At 63.8% G+C, this 20,238-nt stretch carries 23 protein-coding genes; 8 read left to right on the top strand and 15 right to left on the bottom strand.

Going from position 1 to position 20,238, the window contains the following annotated elements; translation table 11 throughout:
- Window positions 1-105: 105 nt before the first annotated feature.
- Both EOD29_RS11105 and EOD29_RS11100 read right to left on the bottom strand, forming a co-directional pair.
- On the bottom strand, window positions 106-324 hold the full coding sequence (locus EOD29_RS11105) for a hypothetical protein (RefSeq protein WP_127215792.1): 219 nt from the start codon (window positions 322-324) through the stop codon (window positions 106-108).
- Window positions 325-584: 260 nt separating this feature from the next.
- Window positions 585-887, bottom strand: a complete 303-nt coding sequence (locus EOD29_RS11100; protein WP_067001081.1) for a DUF1236 domain-containing protein — start codon at window positions 885-887, stop codon at window positions 585-587.
- Between the two features lie 221 nt (window positions 888-1,108).
- On the opposite strand from EOD29_RS11100, the gene EOD29_RS11095 reads away from it, so the two are divergent.
- From EOD29_RS11095 to EOD29_RS11085, 3 genes are all read left to right on the top strand, one after another.
- Window positions 1,109-1,960 carry a DUF1236 domain-containing protein gene (locus tag EOD29_RS11095; RefSeq protein ID WP_127246734.1) on the top strand — a complete coding sequence of 284 codons (852 nt, stop codon included), beginning with the start codon at window positions 1,109-1,111 and terminating at the stop codon, window positions 1,958-1,960.
- 298 nt (window positions 1,961-2,258) lie between these two features.
- Window positions 2,259-2,510 (top strand): polymerase, encoded by a 252-nt coding sequence (locus tag EOD29_RS11090; RefSeq protein ID WP_127246733.1) that lies wholly within the window; start codon window positions 2,259-2,261, stop codon window positions 2,508-2,510.
- A gap of 395 nt (window positions 2,511-2,905) precedes the next feature.
- Entirely contained in the window at window positions 2,906-3,253 is a 348-nt protein-coding gene (locus EOD29_RS11085; RefSeq protein ID WP_245299725.1) for a hypothetical protein, read from the top strand.
- Between the two features lie 296 nt (window positions 3,254-3,549).
- On the opposite strand, the gene EOD29_RS11080 is transcribed toward EOD29_RS11085, so the two are convergent.
- The 5 genes from EOD29_RS11080 to EOD29_RS11055 form a co-directional block, all read right to left on the bottom strand.
- Complete coding sequence (locus tag EOD29_RS11080) at window positions 3,550-3,957, bottom strand: hypothetical protein (RefSeq protein ID WP_127240495.1); 408 nt, start codon at window positions 3,955-3,957, stop codon at window positions 3,550-3,552.
- A 755-nt stretch (window positions 3,958-4,712) separates the two neighbouring features.
- Window positions 4,713-5,651: a hypothetical protein gene (locus EOD29_RS35920; RefSeq protein ID WP_164763736.1), complete on the bottom strand. Its 939-nt coding sequence runs from the start codon at window positions 5,649-5,651 to the stop codon at window positions 4,713-4,715.
- 430 nt (window positions 5,652-6,081) lie between these two features.
- Window positions 6,082-6,492 (bottom strand): TadE/TadG family type IV pilus assembly protein, encoded by a 411-nt coding sequence (locus EOD29_RS11065; RefSeq protein ID WP_067321690.1) that lies wholly within the window; start codon window positions 6,490-6,492, stop codon window positions 6,082-6,084.
- Entirely contained in the window at window positions 6,482-6,922 is a 441-nt protein-coding gene (locus EOD29_RS11060) for a TadE/TadG family type IV pilus assembly protein (RefSeq protein ID WP_067321694.1), read from the bottom strand. Before EOD29_RS11060 ends, EOD29_RS11065 begins: the two co-directional genes overlap by 11 nt.
- 4 nt (window positions 6,923-6,926) lie before the next feature.
- Complete coding sequence (locus EOD29_RS11055) at window positions 6,927-8,180, bottom strand: pilus assembly protein TadG-related protein (protein ID WP_067321698.1); 1,254 nt, start codon at window positions 8,178-8,180, stop codon at window positions 6,927-6,929.
- A gap of 278 nt (window positions 8,181-8,458) precedes the next feature.
- Between EOD29_RS11055 and EOD29_RS11050 the strand changes: the two genes are divergently transcribed.
- Complete coding sequence (locus EOD29_RS11050) at window positions 8,459-9,676, top strand: TadE/TadG family type IV pilus assembly protein (RefSeq protein ID WP_095801447.1); 1,218 nt, start codon at window positions 8,459-8,461, stop codon at window positions 9,674-9,676.
- 23 nt (window positions 9,677-9,699) lie between these two features.
- Here the strand turns inward: EOD29_RS11050 and EOD29_RS11045 are convergent, their stop codons facing one another.
- Entirely contained in the window at window positions 9,700-9,936 is a 237-nt protein-coding gene (locus tag EOD29_RS11045; protein WP_127243439.1) for a hypothetical protein, read from the bottom strand.
- An 83-nt stretch (window positions 9,937-10,019) separates the two neighbouring features.
- On the opposite strand from EOD29_RS11045, the gene EOD29_RS11040 reads away from it, so the two are divergent.
- The 4 genes from EOD29_RS11040 to dinB all read left to right on the top strand — a co-directional run bounded on the left by EOD29_RS11040 (window position 10,020) and on the right by dinB (window position 13,442).
- Window positions 10,020-10,259 carry a hypothetical protein gene (locus EOD29_RS11040; protein WP_127246732.1) on the top strand — a complete coding sequence of 80 codons (240 nt, stop codon included), beginning with the start codon at window positions 10,020-10,022 and terminating at the stop codon, window positions 10,257-10,259.
- Between the two features lie 160 nt (window positions 10,260-10,419).
- The gene (locus EOD29_RS11035; RefSeq protein ID WP_067001023.1) at window positions 10,420-10,704 is read left to right on the top strand and encodes a hypothetical protein; all 285 of its coding nucleotides are present in this window, start codon (window positions 10,420-10,422) and stop codon (window positions 10,702-10,704) included.
- Window positions 10,705-11,442: 738 nt separating this feature from the next.
- A complete protein-coding gene (locus EOD29_RS11030; protein WP_095783402.1) occupies window positions 11,443-11,823 on the top strand; it encodes a cupin domain-containing protein in 381 nt (126 codons plus the stop codon).
- Window positions 11,824-12,179: 356 nt separating this feature from the next.
- On the top strand, window positions 12,180-13,442 hold the full coding sequence (dinB, locus tag EOD29_RS11025) for a DNA polymerase IV (RefSeq protein WP_127246731.1): 1,263 nt from the start codon (window positions 12,180-12,182) through the stop codon (window positions 13,440-13,442).
- A gap of 254 nt (window positions 13,443-13,696) precedes the next feature.
- On the opposite strand, the gene EOD29_RS11020 is transcribed toward dinB, so the two are convergent.
- The 7 genes from EOD29_RS11020 to EOD29_RS10990 form a co-directional block, all read right to left on the bottom strand.
- A complete protein-coding gene (locus EOD29_RS11020) occupies window positions 13,697-14,581 on the bottom strand; it encodes an aldose 1-epimerase (protein ID WP_245475312.1) in 885 nt (294 codons plus the stop codon).
- A complete protein-coding gene (locus tag EOD29_RS11015; protein WP_127246730.1) occupies window positions 14,568-15,323 on the bottom strand; it encodes an SDR family oxidoreductase in 756 nt (251 codons plus the stop codon). Before EOD29_RS11015 ends, EOD29_RS11020 begins: the two co-directional genes overlap by 14 nt.
- Window positions 15,324-15,333: 10 nt before the next feature.
- Window positions 15,334-16,065, bottom strand: a complete 732-nt coding sequence (locus tag EOD29_RS11010; RefSeq protein ID WP_066993169.1) for an ATP-binding cassette domain-containing protein — start codon at window positions 16,063-16,065, stop codon at window positions 15,334-15,336.
- Window positions 16,066-16,068: 3 nt separating this feature from the next.
- Complete coding sequence (locus tag EOD29_RS11005) at window positions 16,069-17,046, bottom strand: ABC transporter permease (protein ID WP_127246729.1); 978 nt, start codon at window positions 17,044-17,046, stop codon at window positions 16,069-16,071.
- Between the two features lie 158 nt (window positions 17,047-17,204).
- A complete protein-coding gene (locus EOD29_RS11000; RefSeq protein ID WP_095828680.1) occupies window positions 17,205-18,182 on the bottom strand; it encodes a sugar ABC transporter substrate-binding protein in 978 nt (325 codons plus the stop codon).
- Between the two features lie 39 nt (window positions 18,183-18,221).
- The gene (locus tag EOD29_RS10995) at window positions 18,222-19,424 is read right to left on the bottom strand and encodes a mandelate racemase/muconate lactonizing enzyme family protein (protein ID WP_127246728.1); all 1,203 of its coding nucleotides are present in this window, start codon (window positions 19,422-19,424) and stop codon (window positions 18,222-18,224) included.
- The gene (locus EOD29_RS10990; protein WP_067321719.1) at window positions 19,424-20,143 is read right to left on the bottom strand and encodes a FadR/GntR family transcriptional regulator; all 720 of its coding nucleotides are present in this window, start codon (window positions 20,141-20,143) and stop codon (window positions 19,424-19,426) included. Before EOD29_RS10990 ends, EOD29_RS10995 begins: the two co-directional genes overlap by 1 nt.
- Window positions 20,144-20,238: the final 95 nt, after the last annotated feature.

Genomic DNA, 20,238 nt, shown 5'->3' with positions numbered 1-20,238 from the left:
CCAAGCATCATCGAAAAAGCCCTCGCGGCCGAAGGCTTTTGTCGCGTACCGCCGCTCACTGCCGCCCAGTGCTGGACGGCAGCCAGTCGACATCGATAACGGCTGTCAGTTCAGCGAAGCTTCGCACGTCTCGGTGAGGAAAGATGCGGCGATCAGATCGTCCGCATCGATGCGTAGGGAGCCATCGCCGCCCCCCATTATGGCCGCGACCTTCTGGAAGGTCTTTATTTCATGTGCGGTGATGTGGGCGTCTTCCATCCTGGCCCGCAACTCGGCGACGCGCATCCCGAGCGAGCGGGATGTTCCGATTTCTCGTTTCGACATGTTAACTAGTCCTCCTCGCCCCTGCCCATGCCTGTTCGCCGCCGCCCGATTCTGCTTTCTGCCACCGGTTTGTGTTGCCTATGAGACAGGTTTGTTTCTGCCACCGGTTTGTGTTGCCTATGAGACAGATTTGACCCAAAGCGCCCAACTTGGGTGTGGGTCAAAGGTTCCGTTAGCATATCGTAAATTAATAATTTTCCGTTAACCGCCCGCCGCCGTGACCGGCGGCGGGCCATCCGTTCGGCCGATTACGCTATCGGTTAATTGAGCACCTTGATGATCTTGCGCGTGCCGGGGTCGACGATCACAGTCCGGTTATCGACCACGACATAGCGATATTTGACGTTCGGCACCTCGTGCAGTTCGACCGTCTCGGGAAGCGTGCTGCCGATGTTCAGCTCGATGCCGGGAACCTTCACCGAAGCCAGCGGCTGCTTTTGCACATATTCCTTGATGACGGTTTCCTGCTCGGGCGCGATCACGACGGTGTCCTGCGCAGCGACGGCGCCAGCGCCGGCGAGAAGCAGGAGGGCCGCGGCGGCGGTGGTGATGTGCATTTTCATGGTCGTCTCCTTTGTGTGGTCAATCGCCTCCTCTGCTGCGCCTGCGATTTCCACAGCCGATCGGCACCGTCCTAACGCCGAGGACCGCGGCTTGTTCCTGCAAAATTCCGCGCATCCGCCGGCGTAAGAACGCCGCCGCCGCTTGGCAAAACAATCTCGGAACAATGCCTTCCAAGTCGTGTTTAACCAACGAAGGGACCGACTTTCCGAGGAGAAATCAGATGAAGCATCTTCTGATCACGAGCATGATGGCGCTCGGCGTTGGTTGCGGCGCCGCGATGGCGCAGACCGAGTCCGTGCAGCCGAGCGGCGGCGATAGTTGTGCCGCCGGCCAGGCCGACTGCCCGAAGGGCGGCAAGGCTGGCGAGCAGGCCCAAGGCAAGATGAAGTCTCAGACCGAGCAGAATGCCCAGGGCACCACCAAGATGAAGACTGAGCAGAATGCCCAGGGCGAGGCTGGCACCAGCACCGAGCAGAACGCCGAGGACAATACGCAGCTGAAGAAGAAGCAGCAGGCGCAGGGCAAGGCCGACACAAAGACTGAGCAGAACGCTCAGGACAATACCACGCTGAAGAAGAAACAGCAGGCCCAGGACAAGACCGGCACCAGCACCGAACAGAATGCTGACAGCAACACAAAGGTGCAGACCGAGCAGAATGCTCAGGGCAAGACCGGCACCACCACCGACCAGAACGCCCAGGGCACCACCAAGATGCAGACCGAGCAGAACGCCCAGGGCAAGACCGGTACGACCACTGAGCAGAACGCTCAGGGCAACGTCCAGACCGACCAGGACAAGACGGCCTCGATCACCAATGTGACGGTCGAGCAGCGGACGCAGATCACGCAGATCATCCGCGAGACCAACGTCCAGCCGGTTCGCGATGTCAGCTTCGACATCTCGGTCGGGGTCGAGGTTCCGCGGCAAAAGATCCGGCTGCATCGCCTGCCGGCCCGCATCGTGAAGATCGTCCCGGCTTACGAAACCTATATGTATTTCGTGCTGGCCGACGGGCGCATCGTGATCGTGGATCCGGACACCTACAAGATCGTCGTGATCCTGGAGGCCTGATCCAGACAGCATTTCAGACAGGAGGCCTGCCGTGCCGCATGGCATGGCGGGCTTTTCTTATGTCGCTTCAGCCGCGGGCGCAAACGCCCCTCTCCCCGAGGCCGGGGCAGCCCCGTCCAAGCCCTCGCCGCAACACAGCCGTCGGACTGAGGTCTGGTTTGGCAGGGCATTTCTCGAAACATACAGGCAGTTATCTTGTTGGAGTCATGACTGGCGAGCATAGGTCCCTTCATCGTCGGTTGCTGTTGCACCCGCCGCTACCTGCGATGCGGCGGGTGCTCCTTTTGGGGGGTGCTGCATGCAACTCGGAGAGATCATTGCGAACCTGTTCGCCGCCGTTCTTCTGATCTGCGTTGTGGCGCTTGTGTTCTTCACCGGCGGCAGACCACTCTGGCCGGATCGCGAGGCCAAGATGGTCATCCTCTTGCCGCCGGATGCCCTGAGAACGGGATCGGTCAGGGCACTGGCGCACGTTCGCCTGCCCGACGCCTTCGATACAAGAATGGTGCAGCCAAGGCCCAATCCCGATAGCCGGTGGGCCAGCCCCTAGCCGGCCGCGACGTGATCCGGCCGAAATGGGGGTCAGAGCTAACCCTCCACTCCTTTCGCGGAAAGGCGGAGAGGCCGGCCTCCCGCCGACGAAGGGACGTGCTCGGCGGGCGGGCACTGCGGCGATCGTCAGAGGGCGTCAGCTCAGCAGCATTGCGGCAGCGGCGAAGACGATGCGCGTTCCAAAAGCAGGCGCAACAAGCCAGCGCGCCTCGTAGACGCTGCCGTCCATTAGCCACTCCTGATCATCGTTCCGCGAGGGAACGGAATCGGCCTCGGCTGGGTTCCTCAGGCGTAGGTCCTTCGGCGGGCCGGAATTAAGACCTATGGTAAGGGGTCTGCGTGAAGTCTTGCGATCCTGGCGGAAAAGGTGCAAGGGTCAAAATGGGTAGAGCAATGGGCGAGATCGTCGAAGACCCTAACTGGTCGCGGCGCTCGGTTGGGCAAATGTATTTTCCGCAGTTTCTTGTGGGAATGACGGCAACGCTTCTGGTGGTTCTCGGCTGGACCTTCATGTCCACCGGGTCCGTCTGGCAGTCGCTTGGCTGGACGTTCCTGGCGGGCGTGGTGCTGCAGGCAGGCTACTTCGTGGCCGTGCTGTGGCTCGTGCAAGCCGAAGGCCGGGCCACGGACGAGAGCAAGGCGAGCGACGCCGGCGCCCCCGCCAAGCTGCCCGGCCCCTTCGAGCGCGACGGCATCGTCCACGCGCTGATCTCGCGGCTGTTCCCGAGGCTGCTGCCGTAAGGCGGCTCAGCGTCCGGCCGAAGCCCCAACGCCGTCATCGTTGGGCGTAGCGACGCGAAGCGGAGCAAAGACACGAGAACCCACGCTGTGACCTCGTCGAGGAACGCAGCGCGGCAGAATCCTGCACCGTCGTAACGCTCTGAGCTTACGGCCTGCAGTTTGCGCCGCGTCGCTTCGCTCCCTGCTCCGCCACACAGGACACGAAGAGGCGCTTCGGCCGATCTTGGCCGCGTGCGATCGAGCAATTGAGCGCGTCGCACTAGGCCGGTTCAGGCGACGCGCTGTTGGGTGCACCGTTACTGCGCCGGAGCGACCGTGGCCGAGCGCACCGTCTCTGCGGACGAGAAGACGATGAAGGCAAAGGTCAGCACCGCGGCGGCGACGATCAGCGAGCCGATCGCCACGACCGGCTCGATCTCCGGATGGCCTGCGGCCAGCATCCAGTAGAGCGCCGGCAGCATGATCACGAGGCCAACCGTGTAGAGACCGTAGTGGATCATGGCGATGCGGCGCTCGGCCTTGGCCGGATTGAGCGCGTAGTAACCGCCGAAGATCGCGCTGGTCACCCAGCCGAGAAGGTTGATGTGGGCGTGCGCCGGGAAGGCGCCGTGGTCGCCCGAAATCGCCATCTGCAACCCGGCGGCTATGCCCAGGATGAGAAAGATGATGGCCGTCTTGAAGAAAAGCTCCGAAACCCGTGGCATTTTGTTGTCCTCCCAATGCCCTGTGAAATCCCTCACCCGCTAAGTCTACACACCGCAATGCATATTAGCCACACGACAGCGAAGTTTTGGTGTGCATTGCGCACAGCGTCAGGCGAGGCAAAAAGACTCGCAAGGTCGGCGGCGGCGGGGCAGCGCTCCCGGGCCTGCAGTTGTTTTCCCCAATGCAGGGCGGCTCGCAAAAGAAATTGCCCGTTCCCCATTCCAACGCCGTCTTTTATATCGTAGTACGACATTCACAGCGAGATCTCGGGGGTGGCAACCGGGGGCCGGGAGCTGACCACGCAGCTCCCGGTCAAACTCGTTTTCGGCGCGCCGATTTTCGACTACCCGGTCTGCGTCACCGCCGTCGGTTCTGCCACCGTTCCAAATACGTGACACGGCGCCGACCGAAGCCGACGAAAGGTTTCCAGCGATGCAGACGCCGTGAATTTTTAGCTATTCCTTAACTAATGTTATTCGGTCGGTAGACCCCGCATGTTAACCTTCGGGCGCGGGTAGAAGCCGTCTGACCACCTCGGCTTTTGCTATTTGGGCTCGCCTCAACGGCGAGCCTTTTTTTGAATTCCGTCTGTGCCTCGGCGTGGCGTTTCTGCTCGCCGCAACCAGGATCCCCCCGGGCCCTCCCTGGTCTGCAGCCATCGTTCCAATGCATTGCCGTCAAGCCAAACAAAATGCCGCCGGGTCGCCCCGGCGGCATGCATGCATTCCACTGCGGCAGCTTCGCCGCGTGTGCCTTATGGCGTAGACGTCGCCGCGGCCGCCTGGTCGATCTTGTCGGCCAGCACGTCCTTGGCCCAGTCCGTCACCTCCTGATCGACCGGCTTGTTGGCCATGTCCTGCAGGGCGGCGTCAAGCGTGGCGTCATCGGGGGCAGGGTTAGCGGTCACCGCGGCCTGGGCATCCGCCACCGCCTGGGTGTCAGCGGCGATCGCGGCGTTCTGGGCGTCGATCTGCGCCTGAACGTCGGCAACCTGCGCATCGAAAGCCGCCTTTTCCTCGGCCGTCATGTTGGTCGTGTCGGTTGCATTGAGGTCGGCGAGCTGTTGGGTGAGCGTGCCGAGCTGGGCCTGGTCGGCGGCCAGCTTCGCGTTTGCCGCGTCAAGCTTGGCCTGCGCGTTCTGGGCTACGGCGGCCTGGGTCACATAAGCCTGAATGCCCGCGAACTTCTTGCTCTTGGAATTCATGTAGGCATTGATGTTGCGCTGGAGCGAGTTCAGCCGGCCGAGCTTGGCATGGATGTTCTTCTCCTTCGGGGTGGCGGCCGTAGTGGTATCGTCCGTCGTGTCGTCATCGGTTGCATCGTCGACCTGCGACTTGGCGGCCTTTGCCGATGCCGACTTGCCGTGCGAGGCGCCGCTGTTGCTGCTTTGGCCCTTGCCGCCGCCGTTGCCGCCGCCGTTGCCATTACCGCCGCCATTGCCGTTACCGCCGCCATTGCCGTTGCCGCCGCCATGGCTGCCGCCATTGCCGTTGCCACCGCCATTGCCGCCGGCTCCGGCGAGTGCGGGAGCAGCCGCGAGCGCCAGAATGGCAAGCGAAGCCAAAAGTGTTTTCCGGATTGTCATCATGTTTCTCCGCAGGTGAATCGCCACCAATGCCCAACCGCTAGATCGCGTCATATGAGATTTCCCTAACGGCTTGGAGTAACTTTTAAACAAATTCGGTGGCGGCAAGAGAGTATCCCGAGAAGCAGCTCCGGAAATCCTGCTGAACACCTGTTAACTTGCTGAAATTATTGCGTAAATAAATGGGCTAAGGCCAGGTCCGCCCTCTGGAACAATGAAGGCCCACCTCCCGTCGGACCATGGGCCCAACGCTATGCGGCCAGCGTCCGTCGAGGAGTACAAGACGCCTGTTTATAAAGGCGATTTTCGGACGTGCGCGGCATCGTTTCGGGCAACCCGCGGGAGCGGTGATGCCACCAGCGCTTGGGGCGCGCTACCGAGGTGTTCTTATCCCGCTTTGCGGCCAATCCCAGATATATACTTATATATTCTTCCTCGGCATGCCCTGAAGCGTGTCGCAATCTTTCGGCCCACACAGCTTGTTAAGCTTAGCCCTGGCTTTGACCCGAAACGAAGTCCCACTTTGGGGAGACGTGCTTCAGCTGTTGATCAGCGGCACGGTGACAGTGGTCGAGTAATTGATCGGAAAATCGCTGAAATAGGGAAAGTTGATGACGAAGGCATAGCTGGCGCTGACATGCGCCATCTTGAAGCCGCCGCTCGGCGGGTCGGTGGTGATCGTAACTGTCACGTTCTGCAAGCCGAGCGCCTGTAGTTTCTGCGTCGCGATCGCCTGGATCTGAGCCTGGGTCATCGTCCTGTCAAGCTGCAGCGAGCGCGCCGAGGCCTCGAGCGCATAGCGCACGCTGGACTCGTTGTTCATCGACCAGCCGAAGGCGAAGATGCCGAACAGAAGCATGATCAGGAAAGGCACGATCAGCGCGAACTCGATCGCGGCGCCGCCAGAGGCGTTGCTGGCAAACAGCCTGGTTTTTTGCTTAGCGGACACGGACCACCTGCTGATGGCTGAGCGCGCTATTGCCCGGGAAGACGCCGAAGGTGAACGGCGGAACCCAGGTGCCCGACGCCTGGATCTGGACATAGATGGAAGGTACTTTCGATCCCGCACAGGTGGTCGACGACGTGACCACGGTCGTTCCGCATTTGTAGGTGCGTGTCACCGTGATCGCCGCATCGGAGGGTTTCTTCTCCCAACTCGCAAGAGCGGCGGCCTGAACGGCGGTGTCGTCTCCCCCGCCGGCCAGCAGCAGATTCGCCGCCGTCTTCACACCCGCCCGCATCGCCATCGAGCTGGTGACATAGGACCAGCCATCGGCGATTCCGAACAGCGCGACGCACAGCACCGGCAACACCAGCGCGAATTCCACCGCGGCCGCGCCGGAGCGATTCTTGCGGAAGCGGATCGCTGCCGGCGCCACGCGGCTACTCGACAATCGCAACAGACGGGGCGGCGGGGATGTCTTGCAGCCCAAGGCTCGAGCAGTTCTGGTTGATTGTGGAATTGCCCGACCACTGGATGGTGTCGGCCACAACCTGGGTGCAGCCGTTCGCGCCCGAGAAATTGCCGAGATAATTGACCTGCTGCTTGGGGAAATAGATTGCCCCGGTCAGCGAAGAAGTCGCCGTGCCGTTGAAGGTGCTCTGTGCGGCGTTGCCCGTCCTGTCGCCATAAAACAGCACGCCGGAATAGGTCCCCGAGGTCGGCGCGCTGAGCGTCACCGTGGCGTTGCCGTTCATGCTTATGGTGTTGCTGCCCGTCATATAGATGGTTACGCCGTTGGTGCAGGGTGCAGCGCAGGTGATGACCGCGCCGGCGTTGATCTTCAAATTGCCCTGGACAACGTAAGTGCCGGAAGAAAGCGCGACATTGCCGTTGAGGTTCATACCATTGCAGTAGGTACCGGGCTGGATTGTTTGCGTTGACTTGCCGCTGTTGACATTCTGGCAAGAGCCGCTGGTCGAGGGCGCCGGCAGGCTGGAGAACGGATCGGACGCGGGCAAGGCCTGGGTTATCGGCGACTTGCAGGTCGTGGTCACCGGGTTGTTCAGCGAAACGCCGCCGACCGAGATCAGGCAGTCGGCCTGAAGCCCTGCCGACCCCTGGACCTTGATGGCGTCCGCGGCGCTCGAATTCGACATGACCGAGCAGCCGGTCAGCTTGACGCTGGTGCTGCCGGAGAAAAGCGCCGCCTGCGAGGCCGACTTATTTAGCGCCAGCACGCAGGCCTTGGAAGCATCGGTAATGAGCGCCACCGCCCTCGCCTGCTCCGGCACCTTGGTCTGCGTGAAGATCGAGGTGAACATCCGGTCGAGGTTCTGGTTGAGGATGACCTCGACTGCCTTCTTGGCCGTGTTCGGCCCCGAGGTGGGCGGCGTGTGGACGGTGATGGTGCCATTGCCGAGGCCGTTGTCGGTCGCCGACTGGGTCGCGGCCGCCGTGATCGTCGCAGTGTCCGATCCCTGGATCTTTTCCAGCGCGCCGGCATAGGCGGCGGCGTCCGCCGTCGCCTGCAGCTTCAGGCTCGAATAGTACCAGTAGGACGTCTCGACGCCGAGCCCTGCCCCGCCGACGACGATCGGCAGGGTGAGCGCGAAGATCGTCGCAACATTGCCGCTCTCGCCGCGCCGCAGGCGGCGGGAGACGAACTGTCTGAAAATCCGACCGAATGTGTTCATGGCCGCGCGCCCAAGCTATCCCAGCCACCACGTTCAACACCCGGCGATAAACGAATGGCTAATTTTTTTCCTCGACTTGCGATTTTCAGACCCTTGCATGCATATTTACCGCCCTGCGCGGCCACGACTCAGACTTAGGTCCCACTCTATATAGGACGTTAGGTCAAGCTGCGGATAAATCAGCGATTTTAGCTTTTGCTGCATTTTATCTTTTTCGGAAATCGGTCGTAGAGACGGCTGGAGTAGTGTCTCTGCCGTTTCCGGCGAGGGGTGCTGCCATGATCAGACGGTTCTGGGCTTCGACGCGCGGCAATTTCGCGCTGGCGACCGCAATCGCCATGGTGCCGCTGATGCTTGTCGTGGCCGGCGCCGTCGATGTGGCCGGCACGAGCGACGACGCGGCGCAACTGCAGAACTCGCTGGACGCAGCCGGGCTGGCGGTGGGCACGAAATACCAACCGACCATGTCGGCCGGCGATGTGCGCCAGCTCGGCCTGACTTTCTTCTCAGCCAATCTGAGCGTCGCCGATGCCGGCGAATATTCGGGCAGCGTCGGGGCCTTCCAGGCAGCGGCCAGCGGCGATCCGAGCGGCTACACCATCGCCCTGTCGTCGAGCATCAGCCGTGCGGCTTTCATCAGCGGCGCGCCGGCCTGGCAGGCGACCCGCTCCGCCTCCGTCGAGGTCAAACCCGGGGCGCAAGCGTGCGTTCTGGCGCTCGATCCGCATGTCGGCTCCGCCGTCAACCTGCAGGGCTCGACCAATGTCGCGATGAACGGCTGCGTGATCGCCGCAAACTCGGACGCGGCCGACGCCATCGACCGCGGCGGCTCGGCCCTGCTCAGCGCGGCATGCGTCTCGACGGTCGGCTCGACCTCGGGGATAACGCCGCCCAACGCAACACTCTCGTGCGACGCACCGCTCGAAAACCAGTACGCATCGTTCGACCCGTTGGCCAATGTCACCCCGCCCGCTTACGGCATGTGCCAATCGATGCCGAACGGCAAGACGGTCACGCTTTCGCCCGGCACCTATTGCGACAAGACCTGGTCAGGAAAGATCACGCTTAATCCGGGCGTCTACATCCTGCGCAATGTCACCATAAAGCCCGGCGGCAACGGCAGCCTCACCGGCCAGGGCGTGACGATCTTCCTGATGGAAGGCTCGCAGCTCTACATCAATGCCAATGAGCAGGTGAACCTCTCGCCGCCGGCCAGCGGCGCCTATGCAGGCATCACCATCTTCCAGGCCAAGGGCAACACCTCGGCGCTGACGATCAACGGCGGATCCGGCTCGGTGGTCAGCGGCTTCATCTATGCCCCCGACGCGGCGATCTCCTATGCCGGGAATTCAGACATGAACGCGCAGGGCAATTGCCTGCGGCTGGTCGGCAATACCGTAGGCATGACCGGAAACTCGGCGGTGAAATCGGACTGCGCGGCCGAGCTCGGCAATCGCGAGATGTATGCCGGCAGGATGATCACCCTGGTGAAATAGCGCCGCTCTTCTTCAAGGGGAAATCAGTACTCGCCGACGATATCGGCGCCCGGCTGTTCGTCGAACAACACCGCGCAGCCGCGCTGCAGCGCCACCTGGCTCAACGCGTTCGCCGCCGCTTCGTCGGACGAGACGAAGTCCCCGGTCAAGACGCGCAGTTCCTCGACGGCTTTCGACATTGAAACAAGGCGCCCAGCCGCGCCATCGCTGGCGCAGGCGTCGACGACGCAGAGAAGATCGATCAGTTCGAAGCTGTCCATGGCGGCCTCCGCCCACAGGATCCCTTCGCGGAAGACAACGGCGTGGCTGGCGGCCGGGTTCCGCTCGAGTGGTGCATCATGATTTGGCGACAGCCTGGGCGGCCCGCGCCGAGATCGAGCGAAGCGGCAGGCACGGCTTAAAAGCACGTCGCGCACGCCTGTGGTTGTTTTGGATCGACCGGCAAAAGCGCGGCGAACAGGTTCGCGAATCTCGGCAGACTGCGGGATTGTGGGAGTTGCCCGCCACATCGCAGGAAATGGCGGGCAACTCCACTTTCAAACCGCCGATGAAGGGACGTTACTCGACGGTTGTGCCACAATGAGTTGTGGGCCTACTTGTTTCCAGAAATCGCCCATTCGGACCTCTGCGCTCAAAGGTGCGGCCTCAGGTCCCGCCTGACAAGGGACCGTGGCCCGAAAGCAGGAACATTCCAGCTTTGGCGCCGTTGCCACGACATCCCAATCGGCAGAGGAGAGGAAACCATGGCCGACAGACCTACAGTTGTAAACACCAGTGGCGGGGGCGGCGCCGGCACAGCAGTGGCCATCGTTCTTGCCATCATCGCGATCGTGGCCCTGCTGTTCTTTACCGGCATCATCAATGTCGGTGGCCGCACCGGCGGTGGCGGATCGACGGATGTCAACGTGAAGCTCGATGCGCCGAAGGTCGAGGCGCCCAAGGTGGAGACGCCTGCGGCACCGTCGACGACGCCGGCACCCGCACCGGCCGCACCGGCTCCGGCCCCGGCTCCGGCCAACGGCGGCTGATCCGCCTGACGCAACCGGCAGGCCGGCTGCGCGTTTATCGAATGGCTACTCCAGCTTCGGCCCGCGCATTCCTCTGGAAGGCGCGGGCCCTTTTTCTCTCGGGCCCTCTTTTCTTGGGCAGGTCCGCTCAGTCATCCAAATCCATCGGCCGATGGCCCGGCCTTTGATGCCAGACGACCTGGCGGAAATCCGTCAGCTCGACGACTTGATCGCAGGTCGGACAGATATAGTTGTCGCAGCACTGGCGAAGCGCCGGCGGAGTGCGGCGCCCTGCCCCGACCGGCGGACGGGTTTCCGTTTTCCCTACCTGATGAAGCATGATTCCTCCCAGTTTTTCTGATTTTTCGAGTATCGCCTTCCATCCGGCTTGGCCTCGCCTATGGCGGTTTCGATCGGCGCGGTGAGCGCGCGCCCGCGAGCGGAAATGAATATGGACTATCGCGGACGGGGCCTGGCTTTGCCGCCGCACTATTGGCGAAATTCACTTGCCGAGGGTTCACAGGATTCTCCCCAAGGAGCGAGAAACGGGGTGGCCCCTCAACCACCGTCGTGCCAGGCGCAAGGAACAGCAAAACACCGGCAGAGCGTGCTTGCAATAGGGCCTGCGCGGCAAAATCGATTTCGCGCCACGCCCGGCAATTACATTAGCAATCATTCATCGAAAGTCGTATCAATCCAGCAGCGGTCGCCGACGATCGCGCGTCAGGCCCCGCTAATCCTTGGAAATGGGAGGATGCCATGGCCGAAGCTGCAATGAAGGTCACCAAGCTCGAATCCAAGTCGCATAACAATCCCGACGAGGTTCGCTCGCCCGCCAAGACCCGCGTCGAAGTGGTCCGGCTGCCGGGCTACACGCTCGGGCGGCTCAACATGGAGCCGGGCTGGAAATGGTCCGAATGCGTGAAGCCGGTGGTCAAGACCGACAGCTGCCAGGTCTCGCATGTCGGCTATGTCGTGTCCGGAACGATCACCATACGCATGGACGACGGGACGCAGAAGACCTTCGAGGCCGGCACCTCCTATACGATCCCGCCCGGGCATGACGCCTGGGTGGAAGGCAATGAGCCGTTCCAATGCATCGAGGTGCTCAGCGCCGAGCAATACGCCAAACCGGCCTAGCGGCGGCTGTCGGCGAAGGGACGGCCAGAAGAGGGGCGGTGCTCCGGCTCGGCCGCACTTCGTCATCCTGGTCTTCGGCGTCGCTCGGCTCCTGACTTCGTCCTGGCATGACGCAGTTTTGGGCCGCGATCCTTCCCGCCCCTCCCTGGTCTCGCGGTCAACCGGTCAAAGGGGAGCACACCGGCGCAACCGGTCAAAGCCCTTGGTTGTGACGGGTTGCAGATGTTCTCATCCCCAGCTGGCCGGCTTGACAGGAAACTCCTTTTGTTCTCTTTATGTTCACACGCATTACCGCTTACAACAGTTGCTGCTAATGCTGCGATGCCGCAAAGCGGATGAATGGAGCCGGGAGCGCGATGGCCGCCACGAACGCCGCTTCGGCCGCTACGATCCTGCATGCCGATCTCGACGCCTTCTACGCCTCGGTCGAGCAACTGCTCGACCCGTCGCTGCGCGGCAAGCCGATCGCAGTCGGCGGCGGCGTAGTGCTTGCCGCTTCCTATGAGGCGAAGATTTTTGGCGTGCGCGGCGGCATGCCCGGCCGCAGGGCGCGCGAGCTCTGTCCGCAGCTCATCTTCGTCGGCGGCCGCTTCGGCGAATACCAGCGTCTCGGCGACGCCGCGATCAAGGTGCTCGACGATTTCACGCCGCTGGTCGAGCGCATCTCGATCGACGAGGCTTTCGCCGATGTCGCCGGCTGCACGCATCTGTTCGGACCGCCGGACGAAATTGCGCGAACCATCCGCCGCCGCGTGAAGAGCGAGCTCGGCCTGCCGATCTCGATCGGGGTGGCACGGACGAAGCATCTCGCCAAGATCGCATCGCAGGTGGCCAAGCCCGACGGGCTGGTGGTGGTCGAGCCTGGCACCGAGCTTTCCTTCCTGCACGATTTGCCGGTGTCGCTGATGTGGGGCGTCGGTCCGGCAACCAAAGCCAGGCTCGCCGAGATCGGCGTCGAGACGATCGGGCAATTGGCGCGCACGCATAGCGGCGCGCTGGAGCGGCTGATCGGCCATGCCGCCGGCCAGAAGCTCGCGGCCCTTGCCTGGAACCGCGACCCGCGCCGGCTGGAGACGCATCGCCGCGCCCATTCCGCCGGCGCGCAGTCGGCGCTGGGCCGCAAACCGGCGCTGCCGCGCGTCTTCGTGCCGACGCTCCTGCATCTCGCCGATCGCGTCGCCAGCCGCCTGCGCGCCAAGGACCGGCCCGGCCGCACGGTGACGGTGCGCGTGCGCTTTGCCGACAGGCGCGCGGTCACGCGCTCGGTGACGCTGGAGCAGCCGATCCAGGCGACGACCATGCTCGCTGACGTCGCGGAAGAGCTGGTCAGAGGCGTGCTCGCCGCTCACCCGGGCGAACGGGAAATCTCGCTGCTGGCGATCTCGGTCTCGCATCTGGAAGAGCATGCCGAGCTGCAGCTCGAACTGCCGCTCGGCCTGGCGGACGAGAAGCTGAAGCCCGGCAGCCGCAAAGGCCTCGCCCGCTTCGGCGCCGACCGCGCCATAGACAAGATCCGCCGGCGCTTCGGCAAGCAGGCCGTCGGCTACGGCACCGTCGCGCTGCAAGCAGCGCGCTCGGTGCCGGATGAATTCAGGGAGCTGGCGGAGAAGGAGCTGTGAGGGAGGTGCTTCGGCATCTGCTCTGCGGCGCTGGAGATTGGCGAAAGCCGACGCGCCCTCCGATCTCCCCCTTATGGGCCGGCAGGACAGAGGGGGCGGCGACCTATCCCTTCGTCATCCTAGGGCGAAGCAAGGAGCGAAACGACGCAGCGCAGACCCTAGGATGACGAACGGCCGCGATCCTTCGCGACCCTCTCTGGCCTGCCGGCCGTCTCCCCCTCAAGGGTTGAGATCACGCGCTCGGTCGGCTGCCCTCAACCCGCCACAGCCCAGTCCAGCCGCATCGTCGCGCTCATCGTTTGCCCATCTTCAAGCACCGTCAGCCCTTCGCCGTGATGCGCATCGACCGGGTGCGAGACCGGCTCGAAGCAGAAGAAGTCGGCGTCGGATGACGGCGAATAGAGGATATAGACGCCGAGCTCCGGCGAGGCGGTGAGCGTGATCCTGATCCCCTCCTCGAGCTGCGTGATCGAGGCGCGACGATTCCAGCCGTCGAAGGCGTTGTTGACCCAGTCCCACGGCAGCGGGATGGAGCGCGAGAAATCCCAGGCCGGGCGCTCGCTCACCGGCACGACGCCGACCGGCAAATGGCGCTCGTCCTCCAGCCAGACGCGCCTCGCCTTGGCCCCGAGCAGCGTTGTGTCGCCGCGCGGGAACCAGGGATGGAAACCGAGGCCGTAAGGCAGGCGCATGCCGGCGCGGTTCTCCACCGTCAGCTGCGCCTCCAACGCGCCGTCCTGCAGCGCATAGGTCACGGTAGCCGCATAGCGGTAAGGACCGATCGCGCCCTCGTCGAGCACCAGCTCCGCCTCGGTGTCAGTGCGGCGGGCGAGCCGCCACGGTTTTTGGAAACCGTCGCCATGGATCGGAAAGGCTTCGCCCGGAATGTTCGGCGCGACGGCGTGGAAGCGGCCGTCGAAAGTGAAGCCGCCGCCGGAGATGCGGTTCGACCACGGCACCAGGAGTTGGCAGCCGGACGTGCCGGCGCCGTCGCCCGGCTTCAGCAGCGGAACCGGCGCGCTGCCGATCACCAGCGCGTCATAGCGCGCGATCGCTGCGCCCTTCTCAGGCGCCAGGACCAGCCTCGCCTGCCCGTCGTTCAGCTCGACCGCGCCGGCCATATCCTCACCAGCCGCCATCGATGGCGATGTTCTGGCCGCTGATCATGTCGGAGGCGGGTGAGACGAGGAACAGCACGAGCTCGGCGATGTTCTCAGGCTCGATGCGCGTCTTGAGGCTTTGGTTCTCGAGGATCCAGTCATTGTACTGCTTCAACCGGTCGCCGAAGACGCGCGCCTCCGCCTCCGAGACCACCGCGCCCGGCGACACGGCGTTGACGCGGATGCCATGCGGCCCGAGCTCGCGCGCGAGCGACTTGGTGAGCCCGAGCATGGCGCCCTTCGAGGCGACATAGGGCACGTAGCCGTCCCAGCGGCCGTTGAGCGTGATCGAGCAGAAGTTGACGATCTTGCCGTAGCCCTTCGCCTTCATGCCCGGCGCGCAGGCCCGCGCCAGCGCAAAGGCGGCCGAGGAATTGACGCGGATCTGATCCTCATATTCGGCCAGCGAGAACTGCTCGAACGGCCGGTTGATGATCAGCGCCGCGTTGTTGATCAGGATATCGATCCCACCTTCGTTCGCCGCCAGCGCGGCAACAGCCGCTTCCGCATCGGCCAGCCGGTTGAGATCGCAGCCGACGAAGGCAATATCGCCCCTGGCCTGCCCGGCAAGTCCCGCCACCGTCTGCTCGGCATCGCCGATGTCGGGGCGGTCGAGCACCAGCACGCGCGCGCCGGCCCGCGCCAGCGTCACCGCCTGGGCCCGGCCGAGCGAGCCGAGGCCGCCCGTAAGCAACACTTTACGACCAGCGAGCGCCTTCATTGCCTAACCCTCACAGGACAGAATGGACTTCGTCGATCGAAGTGTCGCCGATGCGCTTGTCCAGCACGATCTCGCCGCGCGCCATCGCGACGATACGGTCGCAGCACTCGAAGACGTGGTGCATGTTGTGACTGATGAAGACGCCTGTCACCCCCTGTTCCTTGAGGCCGCGCACGAAGCCGATCACCTTGTTGGTCTCCTTGACCGAGAGGTGATTGGTCGGCTCGTCGAGGATCATTACCTTCGACTTGAAGTGCATGGCGCGCGCGATCGCGACGCCCTGGCGCTGGCCTCCGGAGAGCTCGCCGACGAGCGCGTCGGGGGAGCGCAGATGCAGGTCGACATTGGCGATGGCGCGCACGCTTTCCTCGGCCATCTTCTTCTGGTCGAGGATGCCGACGCCGAGGATCGAAAACCGGGTCGGCTCACGGCCGATGAACAGGTTGCGGGCGATCGACATGGTGGGGACCATGGAATTGTACTGGTAGATGGTCTCAATGCCGAGATCCATCGCGTCGCGCGGCGTCGCGATGCTGACCTCCCTGCCCTCGACCTTGATCTCGCCCTGGTCGGCGCGGTGGACGCCGGACAGGATGTTGATCAAGGTCGACTTGCCGGCGCCGTTGTCGCCGACCAGGCCGAGCGCCTCGCCGCGCTTGAAGTCGAGCGTGACGCCTTTGAGGGCATGCACGCCGGAATACCATTTGTGCAGATCGCGCACAGAGATGATGGCATCGCTCACGGCTCAGCCCTCCATCTTGATGGCCTTGGCGCGCTTGCGCATCCAGGCATTGGCGACGACGGCGAAGATGGTCAGGAAGCCGATGGCGAATTTGAACCAGTTGGCGTCGACATGGCTGAGCACAAGGCCGTTGTCGATGACGCGGATGAGCGTCGTGCCGATGATGCCGCCCATGACGGTGCCGATGCCGCCGGCGAGCGAGGCGCCGCCGATGACGGCGGATGCCACCGCCTGCAGCTCCATCCCCTCGCCGATTGAAGGCAGCGGCGACCCCAGCCGCAGCACCTGCAGCATGCCGGCGAAGCCCGAGAGCACCGAGCACAGCATGAAGCAGACGATCTTGACCCTGGCGGTCGGGATGCCCATCGCGGCGGCGGCCGGCAGGAAGCCGCCGGTAGCCTTGATCCAGTTGCCGAAATTGGTGCGCGACAGCATCAGCGAGGTCAGCACCGCGACCGCGACGAACCACAGAAACGACATGCGGAACATGTTGCCCGGCCCGACGAAGGAAGTGAACAGCCAAGTCGGCAGGTCGGCGGGCAGCAGCGGCGGGAAGCCGCCGGACACGACGACGGTGAGCGAGCGCGCCATGAACAGCATGCCGAGCGTGGTGATGAAGCTCGGGATGGCGAAGCGGATGGTGACGTAACCGTTGACGAAGCCGATGGCCGCCGAGACGAGCAGCCCGGCGAGCAGCGCCAGCGGGAACGGCCAGCCCTGCACCATCAGCACCGCCATCGTCATCGGCATCAGCGCGAAGACCGAACCGACCGACAGGTCGAACTCGCCGCTGATCATCAGGATGGTAACGCCGATGGCGACGAGGCCGGCCTCCGGCAGGATGCCGAGGATGCCTCGCAGATTGTCCTGGTTCAGGAACACGCCGTGGGAGCGGACCTGGAACAGGACAATGAGCAGCACCAGGAGGATCAGCCCGGCCAGTTCCGGCTTCTCGAGATAGGTCTTGAACAGGCGCTTCAATGAAAGGCTCCGGTGCGGTGATTGTGAAAGGTACTGTGGCGCCGCGTTCCTTCACACCCCCCTCTGTCCTGCCGGACGGTCCGGCAGGACAGAGGGGGGTGATGTCCCGCCAGCATTTCGGTGACGGGCGTCTCGGCCAATCTCAAAGGCATGCGACCTCAGCGCATGCCCTGCGCGGACAGCGCCATGATCGCATCGGCGTCCTTCTGGCGCACGATGCCCTGCCCCGTGTCGATGTCGGAAGGCGCAAGACCGAGCTTCTTGTTGAGATAGACTTCCATCACCGGCATGAAGCCCTGCATGTAGGGCTGCTGGTCGACCAGCGCCTGGACATAGCCCTTCTGCATCTGCTGCAGCACTTCCGGCACGAGATCGAAGCCGCCGAGCAGGACCTTGCCGGGCGCGACCCCGCGATCGGCCAGCACGCGCGCCACGCCGGCGCACCAGAAGCCGGTGTCGAAATAGGCGGTGGTGTCGGGATGCGCGTTGAGATAGGCGCCGACGCGGTCGGAGGTGATGGCGAGGTCGGTGCCGCTGTCGATGCGCTCCCACGAAACGTCGCGGTCCTTATGAGCGGCCTTGTATTCCTCGAGGAACTGCATGACGCCGGCGCCGCGGGTTTCCGACCAGTTCTGGCCCGGCGCCGAGATGCCGACCAGCACCTTGATCGGACCATCCTTCGGGAAGCTCTCGGAAATCGCCTTGGCGAGCGAGTAGCCGGCTGGCTTGAAGCCCTGGCCGATGAAGGCCTGGCGCGCATTGCCCTTGGCGCCTTCGGTGTCGTCGACATTGACGGCGATCACCACCACGCCGGCGTCGCGCGCCTCCTTGATGACATCGTCGAAGGCATGGTCGTCGACGATGGAGGTGAGCAGCGCGTCGGGCTTGGCGGCAAGGGCCGCGCGCATGTTCGCGACCTGCTGCTCGATCGATCCCTCGGTCTGGGTGAAGACCATGTTGCAGTTGGCCTCGACCTTGGCGCAGCCATCGTCGAAACCTTTCTTCACCGCCTGCCAGAATGTGTTGGAGGCCGACGAATGATGGGTGAAGACGATGTTGAGCCCGTCGGCTTTGGCGGCCGATTGCCCGCCGATAAGGGCGGCGCCGAGCAGAAGCATTGCTGTCAGTTTTCTCATGTTTGTTCCTCCCTATGGATCCTAGATGTGCGTCTTGGGCTAAATGTCCGTCTGGCTGCTGACGCGGCGGTGGACGGTGTAGGCCTTGCCAAGATCGGGACTGAGCGCCAGCCCGAGCCCAGGCCCCGGCGGCACGGTGATCATGCCGTCTTTCACCTCGGGCAGCGCCGTCGCCAAGTCGCGGTACCAGGTGCGGTAGAAGGCGCGCACGCTTTCCTGGACGAGCGCGTTGGGCGCGTTGAGCGACAAATGGGTGGACGCTGCGAGCACGACCGGACCGGTGCAGTCGTGCGGCGCCACCGGCAGCCGCCAAGCCTCGGCCATCGAAGCGATCTTGCGCGCCTCCGACAGGCCGCCGCACCAGGAGATGTCGAGCATGACGATCCCCGCCGCTCCAGTCTCCAGAAGGTCGCGGAAAGCCCAGCGGCTGCCCAGCGTCTCGGAGGCCGAGATCGGGGCCGGACTGGCGGCGGCGTAACGCCTCAAATCGCCGAGGCTGTCCATGCGGATCGGGTCCTCGTGCCAATAGGTGGCGTAGGGCCTGAGCGCCTCGGCGATCCTCATCGCCGGCAAGAGCTGCCACATCGAATGGAACTCGACCATGATGTCGATCCTGTCGCCGACGGCTTTGCGAATCTTTTCAAAAGGCTCGAGCGCCGCCTTCAAGTCGGCTGCCGAGATGTCGTTGCCGCGCGTCTTCTCCGCCGCGTGGTCGAACGGCCAGATCTTCATGGCGGTGATGCCGTCGGCGAGCAATTCCTCGGCCAGCTCGCCGGCGCGGGTGAGGAAAGCGTTGAGATCGTCGTAATCGCGCCCGGCGCCGATGCCGTAATTGGCCGTCGTCTGGCCCTTGGCGTCCTTGATGTACTCGGTGCCGGCGCAGGTGTTGTAAGTGCGGATCGAGCGACGGCTGAAACCACCGAGCAGCTGCGCGACCGGCTGGCCGGTGGCCTTGCCGAAAATGTCCCACAGCGCGATGTCGAAGGCCGAGTTGCCGCGCACCTCGGCGCCGCTGGAGCGGAAGCCGAGATAGCCGACGAGATCGGCGGCCAAAAGATCGATCTCCAGCGGATCGCGGCCGATCACCCTGGGCGCCACATATTCGTGCAGATATTCCTCGACGGTGCGCGATAGATAGAACGTCTCGCCGAGACCGGTGATGCCCTCGTCGGTATGAACCTCGACCCAGAGCAGGTTGGGCCGTTCCTCGATGCGCACGGTCTCGATGGCGCGGATCTTCATCAGGCTAACCCCGCGTCGATCAGCGCCTTGACGCTCTTGTCGAAATGCTCGGCCATATGCTCGGCCGCAAGCCGCGGATCGCCCTTGAGGATGGCGTCGGCGATGTCCTCATGGCCCTTGATCATCTTGAGCTGGTCCTCGTCGGAGGAACGGGTTCGCCAGCCAATGACCCAGGTGCGCCGCGTCACGCCGCTGAAGGCGGTGACGATCAGCGAAAAGACCGGATTGTGCGAGGCCGCCGCGATCGCCTCGTGGAAGGCGATGTCATGCTCCATGACGGTCTCGGGGCTCTTGCAACTCTCGCGCATCAGCCGGGCCGACTGGGCGATCGCCGCGGCTTCCGCGTTGGTGCGGCGCAGCGCGGCCAGCGCCACGGTGCGCATCTCGATGGTGCGCCTGACGTCATAGACCTGCTGCACGCTGATCTGCTGGGTGGTGATGCCATGCTCGATCACCATCGACATGGCGCCGGTGTCGAGCTTGGCGACGGTGGCGCGGCGCCCGGCGCTCATGTCGATCAGCCGCATCGCCGACAGCGAGCGGAAGGCCTCTCGCACGACCGTTCGGGAAACGTTGAGCTGGCGCGTCATGGCCGCCTCGCTGGGCAGCGGATCGCCGGGCGCCAGGCCTTCCGAGCGGATGTGCTGGGTTATCGCCTGAATCGCCGTGCTGACCAGGCCAGGACTCGGTTCATCCCGTGGGTCCGTCTGCTCTTGCATCCGTTTCCTCAACACCTGTATGACAGGTTGATGTTGAATTGCTCATATTTCGGCTTAAAGATATATGTCAAGCTGATTTTCTGACACCCTGCCCC

Origin of the sequence: Mesorhizobium sp. M1A.T.Ca.IN.004.03.1.1, from assembly GCF_003997555.1 — a bacterium.
In the GTDB taxonomy this organism is placed as follows: Bacteria; Pseudomonadota; Alphaproteobacteria; order Rhizobiales; family Rhizobiaceae; genus Mesorhizobium.
Note: the sequence above shows the minus strand (reverse complement) of the source record. Positions and strands in the feature narration are given on the sequence as shown.

Excerpts from the sequence above, each read along its gene's own strand:
- EOD29_RS11105 (WP_127215792.1), bottom strand. The coding sequence starts at position 324 with ATGTCGAAACGAGAAATCGGAACATCCCGCTCGCTCGGGATGCGCGTC.
- EOD29_RS11100 (WP_067001081.1), bottom strand. The coding sequence starts at position 887 with ATGAAAATGCACATCACCACCGCCGCCGCGGCCCTCCTGCTTCTCGCC.
- EOD29_RS11095 (WP_127246734.1), top strand. The coding sequence starts at position 1,109 with ATGAAGCATCTTCTGATCACGAGCATGATGGCGCTCGGCGTTGGTTGC.
- EOD29_RS11090 (WP_127246733.1), top strand. The coding sequence starts at position 2,259 with ATGCAACTCGGAGAGATCATTGCGAACCTGTTCGCCGCCGTTCTTCTG.
- EOD29_RS11085 (WP_245299725.1), top strand. The coding sequence starts at position 2,906 with ATGGGCGAGATCGTCGAAGACCCTAACTGGTCGCGGCGCTCGGTTGGG.
- EOD29_RS11080 (WP_127240495.1), bottom strand. The coding sequence starts at position 3,957 with ATGCCACGGGTTTCGGAGCTTTTCTTCAAGACGGCCATCATCTTTCTC.
- EOD29_RS11055 (WP_067321698.1), bottom strand. The coding sequence starts at position 8,180 with ATGAACACATTCGGTCGGATTTTCAGACAGTTCGTCTCCCGCCGCCTG.
- EOD29_RS11050 (WP_095801447.1), top strand. The coding sequence starts at position 8,459 with ATGATCAGACGGTTCTGGGCTTCGACGCGCGGCAATTTCGCGCTGGCG.
- EOD29_RS11045 (WP_127243439.1), bottom strand. The coding sequence starts at position 9,936 with ATGGACAGCTTCGAACTGATCGATCTTCTCTGCGTCGTCGACGCCTGC.
- EOD29_RS11035 (WP_067001023.1), top strand. The coding sequence starts at position 10,420 with ATGGCCGACAGACCTACAGTTGTAAACACCAGTGGCGGGGGCGGCGCC.
- EOD29_RS11030 (WP_095783402.1), top strand. The coding sequence starts at position 11,443 with ATGGCCGAAGCTGCAATGAAGGTCACCAAGCTCGAATCCAAGTCGCAT.
- dinB (WP_127246731.1), top strand. The coding sequence starts at position 12,180 with ATGGCCGCCACGAACGCCGCTTCGGCCGCTACGATCCTGCATGCCGAT.
- EOD29_RS11020 (WP_245475312.1), bottom strand. The coding sequence starts at position 14,581 with ATGGCGGCTGGTGAGGATATGGCCGGCGCGGTCGAGCTGAACGACGGG.
- EOD29_RS11015 (WP_127246730.1), bottom strand. The coding sequence starts at position 15,323 with ATGAAGGCGCTCGCTGGTCGTAAAGTGTTGCTTACGGGCGGCCTCGGC.
- EOD29_RS11000 (WP_095828680.1), bottom strand. The coding sequence starts at position 18,182 with ATGAGAAAACTGACAGCAATGCTTCTGCTCGGCGCCGCCCTTATCGGC.
- EOD29_RS10995 (WP_127246728.1), bottom strand. The coding sequence starts at position 19,424 with ATGAAGATCCGCGCCATCGAGACCGTGCGCATCGAGGAACGGCCCAAC.
- EOD29_RS10990 (WP_067321719.1), bottom strand. The coding sequence starts at position 20,143 with ATGCAAGAGCAGACGGACCCACGGGATGAACCGAGTCCTGGCCTGGTC.